Annotated in this window: 21 protein-coding genes and 2 pseudogenes; 19 read left to right on the forward strand and 4 right to left on the reverse strand. The window is 44.5% G+C overall.

What is annotated here, in order from left to right; genetic code table 11:
* From QME45_11660 to QME45_11735, 16 genes and pseudogenes are all read left to right on the forward strand, one after another.
* On the forward strand, nt 1-731 hold a 731-nt coding region (locus tag QME45_11660), incomplete at its 5' end, for a glucosamine-6-phosphate deaminase (GenBank protein ID MDI6619309.1).
* Between the two features lie 36 nt (nt 732-767).
* Nucleotides 768-1,886: a hypothetical protein gene (locus QME45_11665; protein MDI6619310.1), complete on the forward strand. Its 1,119-nt coding sequence runs from the start codon at nt 768-770 to the stop codon at nt 1,884-1,886.
* Nucleotides 1,887-1,913: 27 nt separating this feature from the next.
* On the forward strand, nt 1,914-3,188 hold the full coding sequence (locus QME45_11670) for a hypothetical protein (GenBank protein ID MDI6619311.1): 1,275 nt from the start codon (nt 1,914-1,916) through the stop codon (nt 3,186-3,188).
* Between the two features lie 108 nt (nt 3,189-3,296).
* Nucleotides 3,297-3,446 (forward strand): hypothetical protein, encoded by a 150-nt coding sequence (locus QME45_11675; protein MDI6619312.1) that lies wholly within the window; start codon nt 3,297-3,299, stop codon nt 3,444-3,446.
* A 343-nt stretch (nt 3,447-3,789) separates the two neighbouring features.
* Entirely contained in the window at nt 3,790-4,659 is an 870-nt protein-coding gene (locus QME45_11680; GenBank protein ID MDI6619313.1) for a DegV family protein, read from the forward strand.
* A 61-nt stretch (nt 4,660-4,720) separates the two neighbouring features.
* Nucleotides 4,721-6,058 (forward strand): phosphomannomutase/phosphoglucomutase, encoded by a 1,338-nt coding sequence (locus tag QME45_11685; GenBank protein ID MDI6619314.1) that lies wholly within the window; start codon nt 4,721-4,723, stop codon nt 6,056-6,058.
* Between the two features lie 110 nt (nt 6,059-6,168).
* Nucleotides 6,169-8,074, forward strand: a pseudogene (locus QME45_11690) (recombinase family protein).
* 151 nt (nt 8,075-8,225) lie between these two features.
* A complete protein-coding gene (locus QME45_11695) occupies nt 8,226-8,897 on the forward strand; it encodes a response regulator transcription factor (GenBank protein MDI6619315.1) in 672 nt (223 codons plus the stop codon).
* The gene (locus tag QME45_11700) at nt 8,885-10,081 is read left to right on the forward strand and encodes a HAMP domain-containing sensor histidine kinase (GenBank protein ID MDI6619316.1); all 1,197 of its coding nucleotides are present in this window, start codon (nt 8,885-8,887) and stop codon (nt 10,079-10,081) included. Before QME45_11695 ends, QME45_11700 begins: the two co-directional genes overlap by 13 nt.
* 62 nt (nt 10,082-10,143) lie before the next feature.
* Nucleotides 10,144-11,049 carry an ABC transporter ATP-binding protein gene (locus QME45_11705; protein ID MDI6619317.1) on the forward strand — a complete coding sequence of 302 codons (906 nt, stop codon included), beginning with the start codon at nt 10,144-10,146 and terminating at the stop codon, nt 11,047-11,049.
* Nucleotides 11,046-12,359 (forward strand): ABC transporter permease, encoded by a 1,314-nt coding sequence (locus QME45_11710; protein ID MDI6619318.1) that lies wholly within the window; start codon nt 11,046-11,048, stop codon nt 12,357-12,359. Before QME45_11705 ends, QME45_11710 begins: the two co-directional genes overlap by 4 nt.
* Nucleotides 12,301-12,945, forward strand: a complete 645-nt coding sequence (locus tag QME45_11715) for a hypothetical protein (protein MDI6619319.1) — start codon at nt 12,301-12,303, stop codon at nt 12,943-12,945. Before QME45_11710 ends, QME45_11715 begins: the two co-directional genes overlap by 59 nt.
* A 413-nt stretch (nt 12,946-13,358) precedes the next feature.
* Nucleotides 13,359-13,763, forward strand: a complete 405-nt coding sequence (locus QME45_11720) for a sigma-70 family RNA polymerase sigma factor (protein MDI6619320.1) — start codon at nt 13,359-13,361, stop codon at nt 13,761-13,763.
* 114 nt (nt 13,764-13,877) lie between these two features.
* The gene (locus QME45_11725; GenBank protein MDI6619321.1) at nt 13,878-14,309 is read left to right on the forward strand and encodes a sigma factor-like helix-turn-helix DNA-binding protein; all 432 of its coding nucleotides are present in this window, start codon (nt 13,878-13,880) and stop codon (nt 14,307-14,309) included.
* A gap of 8 nt (nt 14,310-14,317) precedes the next feature.
* Nucleotides 14,318-14,554, forward strand: coding sequence for a DUF3847 domain-containing protein (locus QME45_11730; protein MDI6619322.1), 237 nt, complete (start codon nt 14,318-14,320; stop codon nt 14,552-14,554).
* 307 nt (nt 14,555-14,861) lie between these two features.
* A pseudogene (locus QME45_11735) lies at nt 14,862-15,855 on the forward strand (MobA/MobL family protein).
* 50 nt (nt 15,856-15,905) lie between these two features.
* Here the strand turns inward: QME45_11735 and QME45_11740 are convergent.
* The 4 genes from QME45_11740 to QME45_11755 all read right to left on the reverse strand — a co-directional run bounded on the left by QME45_11740 (nt 15,906) and on the right by QME45_11755 (nt 17,250).
* Nucleotides 15,906-16,241, reverse strand: coding sequence for a type II toxin-antitoxin system RelE/ParE family toxin (locus QME45_11740; GenBank protein ID MDI6619323.1), 336 nt, complete (start codon nt 16,239-16,241; stop codon nt 15,906-15,908).
* Nucleotides 16,234-16,488: a type II toxin-antitoxin system prevent-host-death family antitoxin gene (locus QME45_11745; protein ID MDI6619324.1), complete on the reverse strand. Its 255-nt coding sequence runs from the start codon at nt 16,486-16,488 to the stop codon at nt 16,234-16,236. Before QME45_11745 ends, QME45_11740 begins: the two co-directional genes overlap by 8 nt.
* 202 nt (nt 16,489-16,690) lie before the next feature.
* Nucleotides 16,691-16,972, reverse strand: coding sequence for a type II toxin-antitoxin system YafQ family toxin (locus QME45_11750; GenBank protein MDI6619325.1), 282 nt, complete (start codon nt 16,970-16,972; stop codon nt 16,691-16,693).
* A complete protein-coding gene (locus tag QME45_11755; GenBank protein MDI6619326.1) occupies nt 16,969-17,250 on the reverse strand; it encodes a type II toxin-antitoxin system RelB/DinJ family antitoxin in 282 nt (93 codons plus the stop codon). The genes QME45_11750 and QME45_11755 overlap by 4 nt, the downstream gene beginning before the upstream one ends.
* 466 nt (nt 17,251-17,716) lie before the next feature.
* On the opposite strand from QME45_11755, the gene QME45_11760 reads away from it, so the two are divergent.
* The 3 genes from QME45_11760 to QME45_11770 all read left to right on the forward strand — a co-directional run bounded on the left by QME45_11760 (nt 17,717) and on the right by QME45_11770 (nt 20,112).
* On the forward strand, nt 17,717-17,920 hold the full coding sequence (locus QME45_11760; GenBank protein MDI6619327.1) for a transposon-encoded TnpW family protein: 204 nt from the start codon (nt 17,717-17,719) through the stop codon (nt 17,918-17,920).
* A 327-nt stretch (nt 17,921-18,247) separates the two neighbouring features.
* The gene (locus tag QME45_11765) at nt 18,248-18,994 is read left to right on the forward strand and encodes a DUF6414 family protein (GenBank protein MDI6619328.1); all 747 of its coding nucleotides are present in this window, start codon (nt 18,248-18,250) and stop codon (nt 18,992-18,994) included.
* Complete coding sequence (locus QME45_11770; GenBank protein MDI6619329.1) at nt 18,991-20,112, forward strand: AAA family ATPase; 1,122 nt, start codon at nt 18,991-18,993, stop codon at nt 20,110-20,112. Before QME45_11765 ends, QME45_11770 begins: the two co-directional genes overlap by 4 nt.
* Nucleotides 20,113-20,253 lie beyond the last annotated feature (141 nt).

Here is a 20,253-nt window from a genome sequence, read left to right on the forward strand (position 1 = left end):
TTATGAATATAAATGTTTTTAAAGATTATGATGAGTTGTCGGAAAAGACCGCAGAGTTTATAGCCGATTTTGTAAAGAAAAAAACAGATGCGCATCTTTGCTTAGCCGCAGGCGATACCCCGACCGGGACGTTTAAAAATATGGTTAGGCTTTCAAAAGAAGGCAAGGTGTCTTTTAGCGGCTGCACATTCGTAGGCCTCGATGAATGGGTTGGAATGGATGAAAACGATGAGGGCGGCTGCAAAAATTATGTTTATAATAATTTATTTATTCCTTTGGCTGTAAAAAAATCAAAAATAGTTTTCTTTGATGCCTGCGCGGATAGCCTTGAAGCAGAATGCAGGAGAGTCGATGATTATATTAAAAACAACGGCCCGATCGATTTAATGCTTGTAGGTATAGGGATGAACGGCCATATAGGACTTAACGAACCGGGCGTATCTTTTGACTCATATTCTCATGTGGTCAAACTTGATCCTGTAACCAGGAATGTAGGGCAGAAGTATTTCAAAGAAAAGACCAATCTCGAGATGGGGATCACTCTTGGAATAAAGCACCTGATGGAATCAAAATGTGCGATTCTCATTGCAAACGGCACAAAGAAAGCCGAAATAATAAGAAAAGTAGTTAAGGGTGAAGTTACCAATAAAATTCCCGCAAGCATTTTGCAGCAGCATAAAAACTGCTATTTATTTCTGGATAAAGATGCTGCTTCAATGCTTGATATATAGCTATCTTATTTAAAATTGTATGGAAGGAATGCTTACATGAAGAGGGATATACAAAATGCTATAGACAGCATCAGCAGCAGGGGATTTTTATTGAATAGCAAAGAAGCCACTATAGGGTTTGATGGTTTTATAGATTGTATCGTACACGTTATTAGAAGTAAAAAGGATAAGGATAACTTTACCCTGTTCCATCAAATAGACGAATTCGGTACATATCTGACATCAAAAAAAGGCAAAAGCTGTACCATTGAGCTTAAAAAACAATTAAGTAAAATCGGAGGCAATATGCCAATATTTGCCAATGCCCTGGGGACATTGGGAGTCAGGGTAAACTGTATTGGAGCTATGGGGTATCCTGAAATACTGGATGAATTTAAAAAAATGACCCGGAATAACTGTACATTATACAGTGTAGCAGATCCGGGATATACAATGGCTTTGGAATTTAACGACGGTAAGATAATGCTTGCGCAAATGAAATCGGTTGAGGATATAACATGGAGCAGCGTAAAAGCAGCTGTTGGATTGGATAAGCTGAAGTTTTTCTCACAAAACAGCAACATCTTGGGTATGGTAAACTGGAGTGAAGTCGAAAACTCCAGCGGCATCTGGAAAGGCATATTAAATGAAGTTATGGTCGATCACATACCTGATAAAAACCAGATAATGTATTTTGACCTGGCGGATTGCTCAAAGCGGCATAAAGAGGATATAAGGAATGCAGTGGACATTATAGGCAGGTTCTCAAAACATTGCAAGGTTATCCTAAGCATGAATGAAAATGAATCAAAAATTGTATTTGAGGCATTATACCCTGATGAAAGATATACGGAATTGTCTTATGCAGGAGATAAAATATTTGAGAGAGTCGGAGCAGACATATTGATTATCCATCCAAGGGATTGCTCCGCAGCATGGACAAAAAAAGGGAGTTGCAAAGTCGATAACTTCTATATACAGGAGCCTAAGATTTCAACAGGAGGAGGTGACAACTTTAACGCTGGTTTATGCATAGCCCAGTTGATGGGACTCGATGTGACATCCTCTTTGGAACTGGGTAATGCGGCATCAGGGTTTTATGTTAAAAACGGCTACAGCCCGAATAAAAAGCAGATAGTTGATTTTTTGAAGGAATGGCAATCAAGTATTGCATAAATATTATATAAAAGGGAGAGATAATTGATGAACACTACAAAAATAGTATTTATTGGCGCAGGCAGCATGAGCTTTGGCTTGAGTACATTTCAGGATATATTCTCATGCGGCGAGCTTAAAGGCAGCACTCTGGCCCTGGTGGATATCGACGGGGACAACCTGAAAAGGATGTATGATCTTGCGTTAAAGATGAATGAAGCTTCAAAATCAGGATTGAAGATCGAAGCCACTATGGATAGAAGAAAGGCATTGCCGGGTGCGGAGTTTGTGATAAGTTCGATTGCAATCGAGAGGTGCAAGCTCTGGAAGTACGACTTTGAGATACCTAAAAAATATGGGATACGCCATACTCTCGGAGAAAATGGCGGACCTGGCGGATTATTCTTTACAATGCGCACCATTCCTATGGTTTTGGACATAGTAAGGGATATGGAAAAGCTGTGTCCTAATGCGTACTTTATAAACTTCTCAAATCCTGAAAGCCGTATTGTGCTGACACTTGGACGATATTCGAGCATAAAGTCCATGGGACTCTGCCATGGAGTGTTTATGGGACAGAACGATGTAGCACGTATTATGGGATTGAATAAAGATGATATAGACGTATGGGCGGCAGGACTTAACCACTTCCAGTGGCTCCTCGAAATAAGAGACAAGGTAACGGGTAAGGATTTGTATCCTCTGCTTAGAGAAAAGAGTAAAGATTTTGACCCGACGTTCATGCCTCTTTCAAGGAAGATGTTCAGGGCTTTCGGAAAATATCCGTCCTGCAGCGACGACCATATAGGCGAATATTTAGCTTATGGCTGGGAAGCCGGAGAGAAAGGCTACGATTTTGACTGGGATGCAAAGAACAGGGTTGATATGGCAAAAGAAATAGCGTTAAGAACATCAGGTAAAAAACCGCTTGGTGACTGGCTTTCACGTTCCCAGGAAAGGTCTATACATGTAGTTACGGGAATACTTAACAATAAAAAGATGACCATAGAGTCGGGAATTGTATATAACAATGGAGCAATCACCAACCTTCCTGCAGACGCAGCCGTTGAAGTTCCGGTAATGCTGGATGCAGGTGGGATCCATCCGATCAGGGTAGGCAGCCTTCCGCCAGCGATAGCAAGGCTTTGCACTGTCCAGGTCGGAGTGCAGCAGATGGCTGTAGATGCGGCCGTCAATGGTTCCAAGGAGATGGCGCTTCAGACATTGCTGATTGACCCCGTTGTGAACAACACGGATGCCGCTGAAAAAATACTTAATGACCTCTGGGAAATCAACAAGCCATATATTAGAAAATGCATATAGCTTAAGCACAGTAAGATATAAATATCCACGTCGTAAACGCTTTAAGCTTGCAGAGTCAGGCATATTTGCATCAATCCCAATATGGCAGAAATTCTGCCATATTGGGGGATGCTATATTACTTGGTTCTCCGAACCAACCTGGATAGAGCTTACGAATTTATAGAGAAAATTACATATGGCTATAAAGTTACCGAACATGTAATAGATAAAACAAAACAAGATGAAATAAACTATATTGTAAAGTGCACGGGTGAATAACTAACATATAAAAAGCGTGTTCATATCTTATAATTTCTATATTGTTGATAAAATACTTACCACTTCGGCAAAATTGATTTGCCTTTCAAGAGCCCTCCTCATATATTTTAAGACAACTTTCTATTATTTTTTCAGGATACCTCAAAGGTCTTTCTGTATATTCATGATTGAAAAGAACTTACAAAACTTGAATCTGGCGAATGAGTGTTCAAAATAACATAAGTTCATATTGCGAATCGAAGTGAAAAGAAATGATATGTTTAAATTATATTAAGGAAAGTATATAATTTAAATGTAAAGCTTGCAAATATGACACAATTTATGAATCAGAGGTGTATTTTGGATGATAAAAATTATAGTAGACAGCACATGCGACTTACCGCAGGACATTATGGATTTGTATGATATAAAAATGCTGCCTCTTAGAATATCCATAAACGGGAAGGAATATATAGACAAGGTTACAATGCAGGTGGATAAGGTATATGATGCGATGCGAAACGGGTTTATACCAAAGACATCTCAGCCAAGTCCTGCAGACATGTATAACCTGTTTGGGGAATACTGTATAAAGGGATACAATTTTTTTTATCTTGCTTTTTCATCGAAGCTTTCGGGGACCTTCCAGACGGCTTCATTAATAATAGAGGAGCTTAAAGAAAAATACTCGCAGATAAAGATGGAAGTTATTGATTCCAAGGGTGGCTCGACAGGTACGGGGCTTATAGCATTACAGGCTGCAAAGCTTATAAAAGATGGTCAAAAGTTTGAGCAGATACTGAAAAGCATATTCGATTTAAGGGACCATGTCGAACATATATTCACAATAACTGATTTAAGTTGGCTTATAAAAGGTGGAAGAATAAGCAAGGCTGCCGGAATGATCGGCAATATACTCGATGTAAAGCCTATATTGGACGTAAATGACGGCATAATGGAAGTCATTAAAAAGGTAAGGGGAAAGAAAAAGGCATTGAGCGCCATTGTAGATATTGTGGAAGAAAGAATCAAAAATTTTCCTGATCAGGTTATAGGTATCAGCCATGCGGATGATTTAAAAACTGCTCAAGCTTTAATAGATGCAATAAAAGATAAGTTAGGAGACAAGAAGGTAATAATAAATAAAATTGGAAGTGTGCTTGGAAGTCATCTTGGCATCGGAGGAGTAGGCGTATTCTTCTTCAATAAAAAACCGGATTTTTATGTAGAATAAAAAATCCCCGGTAATTTACCTTGGGATATAAATACTGTAAATGACCAGGAGGTGGTTTGAATTGGGCATTTTCAAAGCATATGACATTAGGGGTATATTTGGAAAAGATTTTGATAAAGATGAGGTATATAAAATAGGCTATTTTATTCCAAAGCTTTTAAACGCTGATAAGGTGCTTGTAGGCCGTGATTGCAGGCTATCTTCAGACGAGATATTGAAGTATTTATGTGAGGGCATAACGGACAGCGGGGCTGATGTATATGATGTCGGCCTGTCTACAACTCCGATGGTATATTATGCTACGGCAAGCCATGGTTTTTATGCATCGGTACAGATAACGGCATCGCACAATCCAAAGGAGTATAACGGATTTAAAATTTCAAAAAAGGGAGCACTGCCTGTAGGATATGATACCGGCTTAAAGGAATTAGAAGAGATGGTTCGGAATCATGATATAACTTCCGAAAACAAAAAAGGTAAAATCAATAAATTTGATGTAAAAGATGAATATATTAATTTTTTAAGGCATTATGTGCCCGATATTTCAAAATTGAACATATGCGTCGATTGTTCAAACGGCATGACTTCATTGATAGTTAAAGATATTCTGGGTAAATCGCCGGTGTACATATATGATACGATGGATGGCTCTTTTCCAAACCATGAGCCGAATCCTCTCATCGAAAAAAACGTGAAAGATTTGAAAGATGAAGTTATAAAAAATAATTCGGATATAGGAATCGTATACGATGGCGATGGCGACAGGGTTGTATTTATTGATAATCTTGGAAGATTTGTGCCGCCCGATCTTATAATCGGAGTTATAGGGAAATATTATCTAAAAAAAGAAAAGGGTTATGTTCTCCATGATATACGAACATCAAAGTCGGTTTCGGAATACATATCGTCCCTTGGAGGTACTCCATACATGTGGAAGGTGGGTCATGCCTTTGCAAAAGTTAAGCTCAGGGAAATAAACGGGATATTCGGAGGAGAGCTTGCAGGCCACTATTATTTCAGGGATTTTTATAATTGCGATTCCGGCATTTTGGCAAGCCTTATAGTGCTAAATGTACTGCTGGATTTGAAAAAAGAAGGAATAAAATTTTCCGATATTATCAATAGCATAAGAAAATATCCTAATTCAGGAGAAATCAATTTTAAAATAAAACAGAAAATAAAAGCGATGGAACAGCTTAGAGATGATACTGTATCGATTGAGGAGCCTACGGCCTTTTACGATTTTGACGGTTATAGAATCGAATTTAAAAACTGGTGGTTTAATGTAAGGCCATCCAATACGGAGCCCTATCTCAGACTTATAGTTGAAGCAGACAGCAATGATTTGCTTGAACATAAGCTGTCCTTTTTAAAGAGTATTCTTTCAAAATATGAATAAACTTTTCTTTATTACTGGTGTTATATGCTCTAAGAGGCTTATTTATCATGATTTTTGTCATGGTTAGTGAGGCTGCTTAGAGCATTTTTACATACAGAGAGGGCGCGCACATGAGTACCGGTAAAATCACCCCATTATATGAACGGTTGTCCCGCGACGACGAGTTACAGGGCGAAAGCAACAGCATATCCCACCAGAAGCAAATGCTGGAGGAATATGCCCGGAGAAACGGCTTTCCGCGCCCGACCCATTTCACCGACGACGGCATAAGCGGAACCCGGTTCGACCGACCGGGATTCACGGCCATGATGGAGGAAGTCGAGGCCGGGCAGGTGGAAGCTGTCATTGTGAAAGATATGAGTCGCTTGGGGCGCGATTATCTCAAAGTCGGCCAGATCATGGAGATTCTGCGGCAGAAGAATGTCCGGCTGATTGCCGTCAACGACGGCGTGGACAGCGCCCAAGACGACGATGATTTTACTCCCTTCCGGAACATCATGAACGAATTTTTCGTGAGAGATACCAGCCGGAAAATTAAATCCGTTTTCAAGGCCAAGGGTATGACCGGCAAGCACCTGACCGGCACGGTCATTTACGGGTACTTATGGGCGGACGAAAAACGAGAGCAATGGATTGTGGATGGAGAAGCCGCCGCTGTCGTGCGCCACATCTTCGCCATGACGATGGACGGGCACGGCCCCTATCAGATCGCCCAGCGGTTGACCGCCGACAAGGTGGAAATTCCCGCCGTTCATTTGGCGCGGCACGGCGAGGGCGTAAACAAAAACAAGACATTCAAGGATATTTACGGCTGGGGGTCCTCCACCATCGTCAATATCCTCAAAAAACGTGAGTACCTCGGTCATACGGTCAACTTCAAAACCCGTAAGTATTTCAAAGACAAGAAAAGCCACTACGTCGATGAAAGCCAGTGGACAATTTTCAAGAACACCCATGAGGCTATCATCGACCAGGCAACCTTTGACAATGTTCAACGCATTCGTTCCAATGTTCGGCGTTACCCGGACGGTTGGGGCGAGACGCATCCCCTGACCGGCCTGATGTACTGCGCCGACTGCGGCGGCAAGATGTATGTCCACCGCACCAACAACGGCAAGCGCATTCCGCAGTATACCTGCTCCCGGTACAGTAAAATCCCTGTCGGGACGTTTTGCCACTCTGCGCACCGTATCAACGCCGACGTTGTAATGACCTTAATTTCCGATACGCTCCGCGCCATCGCGGCGTATTCCAAGAACGACCGGGCCGAATTTATCCAGACGGTAAAAGATGCTCAGGTTGCCCAGCAGTCTGGCAGCATTGCGAAGAAAAAGAAGCGGCTGGCAGAGGCCAAAAAGCGCTCGGAAGAACTGGAAAAGCTGTTATGCCAAATCTATGAGGATAAAGTCCTCGGCAAGCTGCCGGAGGCGCGCTTCGCCACCCTTGACGCACGGTACGCCGACGAGCAGGACGAGCTTTCCGGCGAAATCGAAAAACTGGAGCAGACTGTTTCCGGCTATGAGCGCAAGCAGCAGTCCGCAGAGAAATTCATTGCCCTGATCGACAAGTATGAAAACTTCAATACCCTGACCACCACCATGCTCAATGAGCTTGACCATGCTTAATGAGCTTGTGGAAAAAATTGTTGTTCATGAGAGAGACCGAAAGGGCTGTCAGGATACCACGCAGGAGGTGGACATCTATTTCAATTTCGTGGGTAAGTATGTGCCGCCCCACTTTGGAGAAGTCAGCCTGACCCCGGAGGAACAGGAGGCAGTACGCAAAAAAGAGGAACGCCGGGACAGGCTGCATCGCAACTACTTGCGCCGCAAGGCCGACGGCAAACAGCGGGAATACGAGGAACGGATAAAGAGCGGGAAGCGGCAGAAAATGGAGGCCCAAAAAGCGGCTCTGCGCGCCGAGGACATGGCTAAGGGTGTATTTATCCCCGTCAGCAATCCACCGAAAGTAGAGCCGCGGAAACTTGTTCCCGCAACTATGACGTCAGCTCATTAGATTCAGGGAAGGAGGCATTCTTATTTATGAAAATTTTGGTTATTCATAAAATTCATGGATAAGGATTTGAATGCCATAACCAATCCGGATATAATGAAAGTTGATAAAAAGTAGAAATTCATACGGTACAATAGGCCGGGTGGTGAAAAATATGGCTAAACTTTTGATAGCCGATGATGAATCGGATATTGTAAACCTTCTGCGCGATTATTTTGAGATAAACGGGTATGAAGTGCTGACGGCAGCAAGCGGGTCGGAGGCGCTCAAACAGGCAGAAAAGAATCCGGATCTCATCCTGCTCGATATCAATATGCCGGACGGAAATGGGTTTGAAGTTTGCACCCGTATTCGGAATTTCGTGAACTGTCCAATCTTGTTTCTGACGGCCAAAGTGGAGGATTCGGATAAAATAAACGGTTTTCGTGTCGGCGGAGACGACTATATCGTCAAGCCATTCAGTATCGACGAGCTTGGCGCGCGGGTCGCCGCGCATCTGCGCCGGGAAGAAAGGCATCAGATCGCTGCAAAGACAAAATTCACGGGCGACCTCTCCATCGATTACACTTCCCGCACTGTTACCTGTGCCAATCAACCGATTATACTTGCAAAAAAAGAGTTTGATATTATTGAATTGCTGTCCATGAATAGCGGTCAGGTATTTGACCGGGAACGTATTTACGAGCGGATATGGGGCTACGACAGTGAAGGCGACAGTTCTGTCGTCGCGGAACATATCCGCAGAATCCGTTCCAAGCTCGCGGCGGTAAGTGAAAAATCCTATATTGAAACAGTTTGGGGAGTGGGGTATAAATGGGTAGGATAAAGCGGACAATCCACAACCTTTCCGTTAAAAAAGTATTTATGCTGTACATGCTCCTGTTCCTTCTGCTTGCTACATTGCTTAGCTCTATTACCATCCGTGTTGCAGACAGAATTGAAAGCAACGTCAATTACAAATACCTTGATTCCAGTGAACAATATACCCTTCAAAATGGGCGAGGAAAGGTCTCGATTGTTTCCCCTTCAAATACGGACTATACATCCCAAGACAGGGCGATTGTTACAGCTTGCAGTATTGTTCAAATCTGGTCGATTCCCTTGTATTTTGGAATGTGTATTATCGCATCTGCGCTTCTCTTCTATCGGAACAAGTTGAAAAAACCGATTGAACTGTTAAGCGAAGCATCAGGAAAAATAGCCGGAGACGACCTCGATTTCAATTTGAGTTATGACAGCAGGGATGAAATGGGACGGCTCTGCGCCTCGTTTGAAACAATGCGGGCGGCACTCCTTGAAAACAATCGGGAGCTATGGCGGGCAATTGAAGAACGCAAACGGCTGAACGCCGCATTTTCGCATGACCTGCGTACCCCCTTGACCGTACTGCGGGGTTATACGGATTTTCTCAAGGCGTATGTTCCTCAAGGTAAAATCAGTGAGCAGAAGCTGCTCTCCACGGTTTCAACGATGTCCGGCCAAATTGACCGCCTTGACCGCTATGTTCAAACAATGGGCGAAGTACAAAGGCTGGAGGATATTAAAGCATCATCGGAGCCGGTGGCGACTGCTTCTTTTATGGAACAATTTCAAAACTCAGCTCGTGTTCTCATTCAGGAATCCGGACGAATCCTTGATTTTCATAATGAAGTTTCCGACTGCAAAGTCTTGCTGGACTTGTCCATTGTTCAACGTGTTCTTGAAAATCTTTTATCCAATGCGGCTCAGTATGCCAAGGATATCGTTTCCGTCCGATGCCGTTATGAACATGAGGTGCTTTCCATCACAGTGGAAGACGATGGACCGGGCTTTACAGCAGAGGACTTAAAACAAGCGCCGAAACCTTATTACAGAAATAAGGAATCTTCCGACGGCAACCATTTCGGACTGGGGCTTACTATCTGCAAAGACTTGTGCGAAAAGCACGGTGGACAATTGAAACTCCAGAATGGAGAAAAAGGCGGCGCGTGTGTCACCGCAAGTTTTTTGTGCCGGGAAACGAAAAGTTGATAAAAAGTAGGAATTTGCAATTTATACTTCCCTTGTAATCCAAAACAAGGGGAGTATTTTTTATGGTTGAAAATAGGATTGAAATTTGCAATCTCAAGAAGACCTATCGAAAAAGACAGGCCCTGAATGGTGTCAGTCTGTCGATCGGTCAGGGCATGTTCGGCCTACTTGGCCGAAACGGCGCGGGCAAAACAACGCTCATGAAAATTCTTGCCACCCTTTTACACAAAAACGGCGGATCAGTTACCATTTGCGGCATACCTGTGGAAAGAGCAAAGGAAGTCCGGCGTATGGTCGGCTATCTGCCGCAGGATTTTTCCATGTACCCCGGCATGACGGTATACGAAGCGATGGATTATCTCGGTGTGTTGTCCGAACTTGACGGGCCGACCAGAAAAAAGCGTATTCCCGAACTCCTTCAAAAAGTCAACCTTCAGGACAACAGCCAAACGAAGGTAAAAGCACTTTCCGGCGGTATGAAACGCAGACTCGGGATTGCGCAGGCAATTCTTCATGACCCGAGGGTGCTTATCGTGGATGAGCCGACTGCCGGGCTTGATCCGGAGGAACGCGTCCGATTCCGAAATCTGCTATGCGAGCTTGCCGAAAACCGGATTGTCCTTCTGTCCACCCATATTGTGGAAGACATTGAAGCCGCCTGTGAAAAGATCACCATTTTGGATGAGGGAAAGCTGCTTTTTACGGGGCTGACAAGCGAACTCGTGGAGACAGCAGAGAACAAGGTCTTCACGGTATCTGCTCCGCAAAAAGGGTTGCAGGCGTTAAAAGAAAACTATCTTGTCACGGGAATTCATACGCAGAAAGGGAAAGTATCGGTCCGCCTGCTTGCGGACAATACGCCTCAGCAAAACGCAGTTGCCTGCTCTCCGACGATTGAAGACGCCTATTTCCTCTGTATGCATAGAAACGGCACCCCAAAGCAATTTCTTGGAGGTGATCCTTCTTGAAAAACTCGCTTTTTTTCAAAGAATGTAAGAAGATTATCCGCAGCATCCCATTTCTTGTCTATGTGGTCGTCTTGCTTCTGTTCTTTATTGCTCAGTATGAGTCTGATTTCGTAAAAGTAGAAAAGCCTCAGCCGGGTAAGTCAAGCTACGGCACGAAAATATCCGACGATCTTAAAATTGTTGAGCCTGCCGCCGTGAAAAGTCTTTATGGTGAATTTGTGCTTAACTCCTATACGGCATACCCCATCGGATTTTATAAAAATGTCAAATTGAACGCCGGTCAGCAGCGGGAAATGGCAAGCGTTCTTTCGGAGTTAACCGGGAATTCGGCAGAGCAGTTTTTGAATGCAATGAAGGATGTTTCTTCTGCTTTGACGGTAAACGGCGGCAACATGACAAAAAACGAGGACGGAAGTTACTCGATTGGCAGCTCCGGCACAGAAGAAGCCGATAAAACCACGGATTCATCGATTGGTACGGTAAAATCGAATTTGACGGCAGACCAGTTCCATACGCTGATGCGGCAAGCGGATAAGCTGATTGGCAGCGGTTCCTTTTACGGTGACACCTACTTATCACGCTTTGGCAAGGTCTCGAAAAGCTATGAAGACGCACTCTCCGAATACAATGACATTGTAAAGAAAGACGGTATTACCGGGGCTTACGCCCGCTATTTTTGCGATTATCTCGGAATTGTGCTTGCCCTGTTTCCAGTGTTTTTAGCCGTAGCATCCGGAATGAAAGACCGCAGGACCGGAATGCGGGATCTGATCTATTCGCGCAGGATTTCATCGGCAAAAATTGTGCTGACTCGGTATATCGCCCAAATTATAATTTTGTTTCTGCCGGTTATTCTGCTTGCTATATTTGCCACGGCTCAGATCACGGCGGAATATCCCGGCTTCGAACTCCACTGGTTGGCATTTATCGGATATTCTTTCGGCTGGCTCCTGCCGACGCTGATGGTATCTGCATCAGTAGGTACGATGATGACGGAGTTGACCGATACGCCGATTGGAATCGTGGTTCAGGGCATTTGGTGGTTTCTGGGGCTGTTTTCGGGCGTTTCCCACATCGACGGCGGGTACGGCTGGGATCTGATTCTTCGACACAACACGGTTGGAAATACGCAGGTCTATCTTGACAACTTTTCCATCCTTCTTTGGAACCGCGTTATCTACACCGCCTTTTCCCTGATTCTGATTGTCGGCACCATTGTGGTTTATGAACGAAAAAGGAGGGGGAAATGGAATGTGCATCTCGGCTTCCGAAAAAATCCGAAGCATCGCCGTGTCAAATCTGCGGCATAATTTCCTCCCGCATTTTATTCTGTCGGTTCTGCTCCTTCTTCTGACGCCATTCGTTTTCGGAACGGCCAATGTTGACGCGAAAACAGCGGCAGTACCGCTTGAAATGTTTGTCTCGCTGATTGGAATCATTATACTTATGCCTGTCTTTCTGCCCGAACAGAGTGGAAGTGTCCGGGATGTGGTGGAATCGAAAGCCACTGCCTCAGTTTTTGTTTACAGCATTCGGATCGGCATTGCCTTGCTCAGCATGTTGGCACTGATTGCAGCGTTCGTGCTTTATATGAAAGGCAACGGCTGCACCGTTAGTCCTGCCTCTGCCGTTTTCGGTACGTTTTCCAGTAGTATCTTTCTCGGCGCTTTGGGATTATTTATTTATGGGATAAGTGATACTTTAATCGTCGGATATATGGCCCCAATGGTCTATTACATGCTCAACCTGTTCGGAGGGAAAAAATATTTTGGAAAGCTGTATCTGTTCTCTATGTCGTCGGGGAACATGTCGGACAAGTATTGGCTAATCTCAGTGGGAATAGTTCTGATTTTGTCGGTGCTATTCATTAAAAGCAAATCAGTACACCGTCAATAATTTTTGACAGAGGATATCCCGCCAAACAAAAAAACACGGGCTTGGTGGGGTTAATCTCATGCCTTATTTTGAATAGGAATCCTCCAAGCTCATGGGCTTGGAGGATTTTTCCATGCTTAGCCGAATTGCATCGGGATTTCACTGGCCGCTTCAAAGCGGCCGGGCGTGACCAGCGGACATCAGCCTTTACTTAACTGGTGTTGATCCTTCAAAAAAAGTGTAAATCTTTCAAAGGATAATTCCGACCTTTTTTCAATCTATACCAACAGAAAATATCAGTTACCGCTTGCCCTTTGGGATACTCTCCCATCGGGTATTTTTTTGTTTACAGCTGGGCTTTCATTCCATTGCCGTTCGCCGCCCACCGTCCTTTCCGTAAATTTTCAACCAATTCGGAAAGGACGGAAAAAATCATGGAAGTACATATTAAAGTTCACGAGCAGACCGCATCGGTGGAAGTGTCCGTTGAAGTCGGTACATATCTCGACCGCGCTGCTCACAAAACCGAAAACCTGTTTCATGAACAGCGCCGCCATTGGGACGGGCGCGAGTTTGACGAGTACATCGTCGCTCACGAATGCAGCAGGAGCTACTACGAAACGCCTGAGCAATGGCTTTGTCACAAGGAAACCTTATTGGAAATCACGACGGCACTGGCAAACTGTACGGAGAAACAACGCAAGCGTTTCCTGCTTTTCGCTTTGGAAGGCTTGAGCTGTTCCCAAATCGGAAACATCTGCGGATGCTCGAAATCCGCTGTTCTGAGAAGCATCGAAGCGGTCAGAAAAAAGGTGAAGCGCGCTTTGCAGACAGGGTGATCGAAAGCCCATTTTCAGGCTAACCGTGTGAAGGACTTTTGCCCTATCACATAGGCAAAAGGGACAGGCAGTTTTACACTGTCTGCCCCTTTTGCTGTCGGGAGGTTTTGCCTTGTGCCTATCATCAATCTGCGCAAATATTATCCGTTCCTCACGGAAGACTGTTTCGTCGAGGTTAGCGACGAAGTTGCCGAGGCGTTTTTGCTGGCGAAGCGGAAGGAAAATAATTACAACCATCGAACATGGTATCACAAAGCCTATTATTCTCTCGATAACGGCGACGGAATTGAAAACGACATGCTTCACCGGGAACCGTCGCCGGAAGAAATCCTTCTGCAAAAGGTTTCGATGCAACAGCTTTACGAAGCTCTTGACCATCTTCCGCCGATTCAAAGACGGCGCGTTTATGCGCATTACATTCTCGGCATGAAAAAAGTGGACATTGCCCGTGCCGAGGGAGTGACCGGCAGCGTCGTTTGCAATTCTGTAAAGAAAGGCGTGAAGAACCTCAGACGCTACTTTGAGAAGAAAAAGTGGATGGAGTGATAAAAGTCATGTCAACACCAAAGCAGGAGCAAGAAGCCATTCGTGAAAAAATCCGTCAGTTTGAAAACCGGCAGAAAATCCTCTTGAACCGGAAAGCCGACGCGGAGAGAAAAAACCGAACGCACCGCCTTATCGAGCGCGGGGCCATTCTGGAATCCGTCTTTCCCGAAACCGCCCCCATGATGGGCGAACAGGTCAAGGCATTTCTGCAAACATTACGGCGCTCCACCGGGGGCACGGAGTAGCCGCCAGTCCCGAAGGGCGCACTTATACACCCTTACGGGTGCCGTGCGCGCGTCGTCGCATAGTCCGCTTCGTTCCATCCCCGCCTAACGGCGAGGATTTCACACGCTCTCTTGTTCCTCCTTTTCCCGGCAAACCCGCTGCGCTGGCTTTGCCGGGAGCCCTGCGTTGCGTCCTTCGGACGCGATGGGGAGCTGCGTTCCCCCAACTCTTTGCGCAACCTCATGCCGCGTCGCATTCTCTACGGAGAATCCGCCCCGGCATGATGTTTTATTATATCCATCTATCCATCGAAAGGGGGCCAGAGGAATCACGGCCATCTACCATTGCAGCATCAAAATTATCAAACGCAGTCAGGGCCGGAGCGCCGTGGTCGCCGCCGCTTACCGTAGCGGCGAAAAGCTCACGAACGAGTGGGACGGCATCACGCACGATTATACGAAAAAGGGCGGCGTGGGACGCGTATGCGAATCGGGCGTTGGAACAGAAAGAATTGCCGCAGCGCATCGACCACCGCAGCTATGCCCGGCAGGGCATTGAAAAGATTCCGACCGTTCACATGGGCATCGCGGCCACACAGATGGAGCGCCGGGGCATCCCCACCGAGAAGGGCGCGGTCAACCGGGAGATTGCCGCGCAGAACCGGCTTCTCAAAGAAATCAAGGCCCGAATCACCCGGCTTTACAACTGGACGAAGGAACAGGCGGGGAAGCCGGAAGAAAAGCGGAGCATCTGGGAACAGCTTCAACAGGCGCAGGCCGCAGCCAAACCGACAACCCGGTACGGCAAGGTAAAGGCGTTAAAGGAGAGCGCCGTCCTATTCAACTTTTTGCAGGAAAACGGCATTTCCTCCATGCCGGAGCTTTACGCAAAAGTGACCGCCATGCAGACGCAGTATTACACTTTGCGCGGCGAGATTGCGGCCATCGGGCGGCAGATCGACCAACTAAACAAAAGGCTTTCCATGTGGAAGCAGTATGCCGAAAACAAGGTTTTCCGCCAGCGCCTTGCAACCATGAAACCGAAAGTGAGGGAAACGTACCGGGACGCGCACCAGACGGAATTGCTTCTGTATGACGCCGCCGCGCGGTATCTGGACGGGCTGAAAGCGTCCGGCGAGAGGATTGCGCCGAAGGAATGGCGGGCCGAAGCGGAGCGCCTGACCGCCCGTGAAAAGACCATGTATCAGCAAATGAAAGCCATGCGCGAGGATATTCAGGCCGTGGAAAAAATCCGCAAAACCGCCGACGAGCTCGCCCGGTTGGAGAAATCCAGACATCGGGGGCAGGAGCCGGAGCGATAGAAAATGCCGTACAGGTTTCCCCATACGGCGCTGCTTACGGATGGACAGATTCAGTTGTCGGTCGTCTGTGGCGGCTGCTCCCCAAACAGTAGTTTCATGTAATTGCGCTTTCCGTACAGGACGCGGATGATATAAACGGTCTGTTGTTCCAGTCGGTAAAAAATCAGGTAATTCCCGCATACCTGAAACCGGTAATCGGTTTCGACGTTCAGCACGGAGGACAGAGCCGGGCCGCTCTTTGGAAAATCCGCCAGCCTGCGCATGGATTGCAGAATGCGGGACACCAGCTTCTGGGCGGCGGCCGGCGCGTCCAACTGGCCGGCAATATACTTCCGAATCTCCCACAGGTCGTTGGCCGCTTCCGGGGAAACACGGAGTTCAGCCATTCTCCTGCTCCAAAAAGGCTTGCACCTGCTCTATGTTCAGCCAGCCCTTTTCCTTGCCAGACTGCTCTCCTTTGCCAAGCTGGGACAGGAGCTTCAGTGAGGCTTTCAGCTTTTCATATTCTTCAATGTCAACAATCGCGTAGCGGCCCCGGCCGTTTTTCGTCAGGTAGACCGGCTCACCGACCGCAATATCCCGCAGGACTTCGTTGTAGTTGCGCAGATCGGACACTGGTTTGATATTCGGCATCTTAAACACCTCCTATTTCATACTATATCCTTATTTTTCGTAAAATTCAACGTAAAATTTGGTGTACATAGAAATTAATTTTGCGGTCAAGAAGATCCCGCAAGATCGCCGACGAACTTGCTCGGTCTGAAAAATCCAGAGATCGGCATCAGGAGCCAGAGCGATAAAAAATGCCGTACAGGTTTCCCTATACGGTGTCGCTTCATTTTCCAAACAGGTCTGCATGGGTGCCGGTTCGGGCTAAGGTCAGGACGAGCACATCGTCCTCAATCCGATAGAGCAGAAGCCAGTCACCTTGAATGTGGCAGTCCCGGTATGCAGTCCAATTCCCGGATAAGGCATGATCCATATACTTTTCGGGAAGCGCTTTTCCGTTCGCAATCAGCGAAACGGTTTCTTCCAGCAACTTGATCGGATAGCCCCTCTTGATAGCGAGCTTGTAATCCCTCTTGAACTTCGAGGTGAATTTGACGGTGTATTTCATTTTTTCAGGTCTGCGAAAAGCTGATCCAAATCCGTGTACCCTTTCACGTTCGGGTCTTTCGCAATCCTTTCCGCTTCCAGCATCGCCGCAATCGTTTCGGCGTTCGGCTGATTGAGCGAAATATCAAAAGGAATCCGTCCTTCTCGGAGCGACTGACGGACGAAGATATTGAACGCCGTGGAAAGGTTCATCCCTAATTCCGCGAAAAGGGCGTCCGCCTTCGCTTTCAAGTCGGAATCCATGCGGATGCTGATATTGGTGGTATTCGTGTCAGCCATAAGATCATCTCCTTCATCTTTATATATTATATGCCAATCGCACGAAATATACAATACAGTGCACATAAAATGACAAAATATTTCGATTCCAGAGGAAGTGAGCATGTGACGCTGACAACCGCTCCGAAATGATACCGAATCACGACGCTTTCCGTTCATCTATTCCACCCTTACCCGGATATCCTTCCACGCACAGGCAGGGCTTACAGAGCCGATTTTTCCCGGAAACAACACCGAAAACCTACAGAAAATCCGTCTATCAATCGCAACAGCGAAAGGAGGGATTTTTATGCCGAGAATGAGCAAAAAGCGCAAGCTGGAATGGCAGTTCTTCTTAAACCCTCGAAACCGTATGACATACAATCCGCTTTACCGGAAACGCGCCCGCGAATGCAAGCAGAGTTTCCGGGCTGTCGTGATGGACTTGCCCACGCTATCTGTCCAAACGGGCGAGAAGGAGCTATTGATGAGCAATGAAAAGGCTATCAATATAAACTCTGCCGACAGTGCGGTTCCGCTGCCTACCCAGGAGGACGAGCGTCCCGCACTGGTGAAAAAAATCGGCAAGACCACCTACCGGGTTAAAATTCATTTCAGCGCCACCAGCCAGGAAACCATGAGCGACAAAATCAAACGGATGCTTCGTAACGAAATGAGGCGGATGCAGTGACATTGACGGGCCGGAAATTTGGGAGCAGATTTCCGGCATCTTTTTTGTTCATTTGATGAAAAATCCTTAATAATTTTTTGAATTGCATAGCGTGACATCGTAAATCTATAGTGCTATTATTATATCAAAGGCAAATAACTCCCATTTTATTTGAATAGCCTGTTTTCCATCTATTCCGGCCTATCAGTAGAGATAAACGATTTTAACTCACAGTAAAATCATGAAAAGCGCAAACAGCAATATGGAATATAATTACATTTGCCTGCTTGGTATGCGCTTTCGTATTGCAAATATAAATGTCCATAATGATACAGAGGAGAAAATCTTATGATTATTAAAGTAGTATATTTTGATGAGGGATCAGCCACAGATTACATATACATATGTGAAGGTGGAAAGGTTGATGAAAAAAAGGATCACATCGTTTCAAAGTCCACCGCTCTTGCAGCTAAGGCTGAGGCAAAGGCAGAAGCTAAATTTAAATTTTTCTCATTTTTATCAGCCTCTGCAAATGCTGATACACGTGCTGAGGTTGCAAGAGAAGGAAATACCATCATAAGCAAAGCAATTTCTAATACAATTTTGACTGATTATTTATCACTAGTTGATACTCAAGATAAGCAAAACAGACATATAATTGAGTTTAAAGATTGTTTGCTATATCCTTACCCGGAATCCTTCGCATTTTACAAAATGTTAACTCCATATATGATTATGACCGAAGGAAAAGTTGATATTGGGTCTGATATGAAACTAAATGTGGCCATGATGGATAAAGCTCTTGAAAGTGGAAGGGGATATTATGAGCTAATCGCTGATCAATCCGGAATCAAGTCTGTTTTAAGATTTAACATTAAAGCGTTTCGTAATAATTATAGCATTTCTGATTTGGTTAAAATGCGCCTATGCTATCATGCAATTGAAGTTGGTATTATTCCAGAAAGCAGTTTAGCGATGCAATCAGAATTTTCTCAATTCAACAAAGAAATCAATGGTTATCAAATTATGGGTGAAGAAAAGCAAGACGATGGGATTAAAGTATATGACGTTATCTTCGCAGGTGTTAATAAATGATTTATGTATTCTATGGGCCTAAAAAGTATTTCACAAGCAAGTTGCCAAAGAAGAAGGAAAAAACGACATTAGTCCAATTAGCGATAAAGAATGATGCAAGTAGACGTATATTTACTTTTATTCAAAAGGGCGTTCAATCTGAAGAAGAGATTGATGACTCAGCATCAAAAGCAAAAGAAGTAATAAGGTGTTTGATTGCATATTCAGATGATTATGCTGGAATATCTGAGAATGCAATTCAAAGCTTTTTTCCTTTCCTTTCAGAATACGATATTAAGGAAATATATCTTCAAAATCCTCCTGTTTACATTGTGGAACAGATGGAAAAATTAGGTCTGAAATTCAAGACTGAAAGCTTCAAGTATAACACAATGAATTTTGATCTGTTAAAACGTGTTAATAAAGAATATGGAAATAGAATCATTGGACAAAACAAAGCCAAACAGCAACTCTTATCTGCATTGTATCCTTTAGCTATGAATCGACTTTCGAAACCTTTAGTTATGTTATTTTATGGTCCAACAGGAGTAGGTAAGACTGAGACTGCAAAGTTTCTTAGTGAATTAATGTCAGAAGATTTATTTAGAAAACAATTTTCAATGTTTCAAAGCAACGATTTTGCAACTTATTTATTTGGCGGTAAACATTCACAAAACTGCTTTGCGAGAGAATTGTTAGAGCGAGAATCAAACATAATTCTCCTTGACGAATTTGATAAACCAAATCCTGTTTTTCATAGTGCATTCTACCAACTTTTCGATGAAGGTATTTATGACGATAAAAACTATCATGTAGAAATTAAAAATGCAATTATTATATGCACTTCTAATTATTTATCAGAAGATGATATTAGAAATAAGTTGGGAGATCCAATTTATTCAAGATTTGACGAAATTATAAAATTCGACAATATATCAATAGACGGGATAAATGAAATCCTTAAAATAGAGTTCACTAAGCAATACTCCTTGTTAGATATTTCTGAGCAAAAAATAATTGACAAGCAAAAGGTGCTAGAAAAATTGGTAGGAAATATATCGCACTTTAAAAATGCAAGGCAAATAAAAAAGGTTATTCGTGAAGCAATCAGTTACACAATTCTAAATGAATTATTATAATTTCTTATGGAATCATCGTTGAGTTTTTAAATTGCGAACCATGTAAAATGCTTTCCTATAAATTGGTGCTATGTCAAGAAAAAGTGCAAATTAAAATGAGAAAATTCTAATTATTTTTCATATTTTTAACTGGCAATTGGT

The organism is Clostridiales bacterium (genome assembly GCA_030016385.1).
Lineage (GTDB): Bacteria > Bacillota > Clostridia > Clostridiales > Oxobacteraceae > JASEJN01.

Coding starts and splice junctions, on each gene's coding strand:
- QME45_11760 (MDI6619327.1), top strand. CDS start 17,717: ATGAGCAATGAAAAGGCTATCAATATAAACTCTGCCGACAGTGCGGTT.
- QME45_11695 (MDI6619315.1), top strand. CDS start 8,226: ATGGCTAAACTTTTGATAGCCGATGATGAATCGGATATTGTAAACCTT.
- QME45_11675 (MDI6619312.1), top strand. CDS start 3,297: ATGCTATATTACTTGGTTCTCCGAACCAACCTGGATAGAGCTTACGAA.
- QME45_11680 (MDI6619313.1), top strand. CDS start 3,790: ATGATAAAAATTATAGTAGACAGCACATGCGACTTACCGCAGGACATT.
- QME45_11705 (MDI6619317.1), top strand. CDS start 10,144: ATGGTTGAAAATAGGATTGAAATTTGCAATCTCAAGAAGACCTATCGA.
- QME45_11700 (MDI6619316.1), top strand. CDS start 8,885: ATGGGTAGGATAAAGCGGACAATCCACAACCTTTCCGTTAAAAAAGTA.
- QME45_11715 (MDI6619319.1), top strand. CDS start 12,301: ATGTGCATCTCGGCTTCCGAAAAAATCCGAAGCATCGCCGTGTCAAAT.
- QME45_11745 (MDI6619324.1), bottom strand. CDS start 16,488: ATGCCGAATATCAAACCAGTGTCCGATCTGCGCAACTACAACGAAGTC.
- QME45_11755 (MDI6619326.1), bottom strand. CDS start 17,250: ATGGCTGACACGAATACCACCAATATCAGCATCCGCATGGATTCCGAC.
- QME45_11740 (MDI6619323.1), bottom strand. CDS start 16,241: ATGGCTGAACTCCGTGTTTCCCCGGAAGCGGCCAACGACCTGTGGGAG.
- QME45_11670 (MDI6619311.1), top strand. CDS start 1,914: ATGAACACTACAAAAATAGTATTTATTGGCGCAGGCAGCATGAGCTTT.
- QME45_11665 (MDI6619310.1), top strand. CDS start 768: ATGAAGAGGGATATACAAAATGCTATAGACAGCATCAGCAGCAGGGGA.
- QME45_11720 (MDI6619320.1), top strand. CDS start 13,359: ATGGAAGTACATATTAAAGTTCACGAGCAGACCGCATCGGTGGAAGTG.
- QME45_11770 (MDI6619329.1), top strand. CDS start 18,991: ATGATTTATGTATTCTATGGGCCTAAAAAGTATTTCACAAGCAAGTTG.
- QME45_11730 (MDI6619322.1), top strand. CDS start 14,318: ATGTCAACACCAAAGCAGGAGCAAGAAGCCATTCGTGAAAAAATCCGT.
- QME45_11765 (MDI6619328.1), top strand. CDS start 18,248: ATGATTATTAAAGTAGTATATTTTGATGAGGGATCAGCCACAGATTAC.
- QME45_11750 (MDI6619325.1), bottom strand. CDS start 16,972: ATGAAATACACCGTCAAATTCACCTCGAAGTTCAAGAGGGATTACAAG.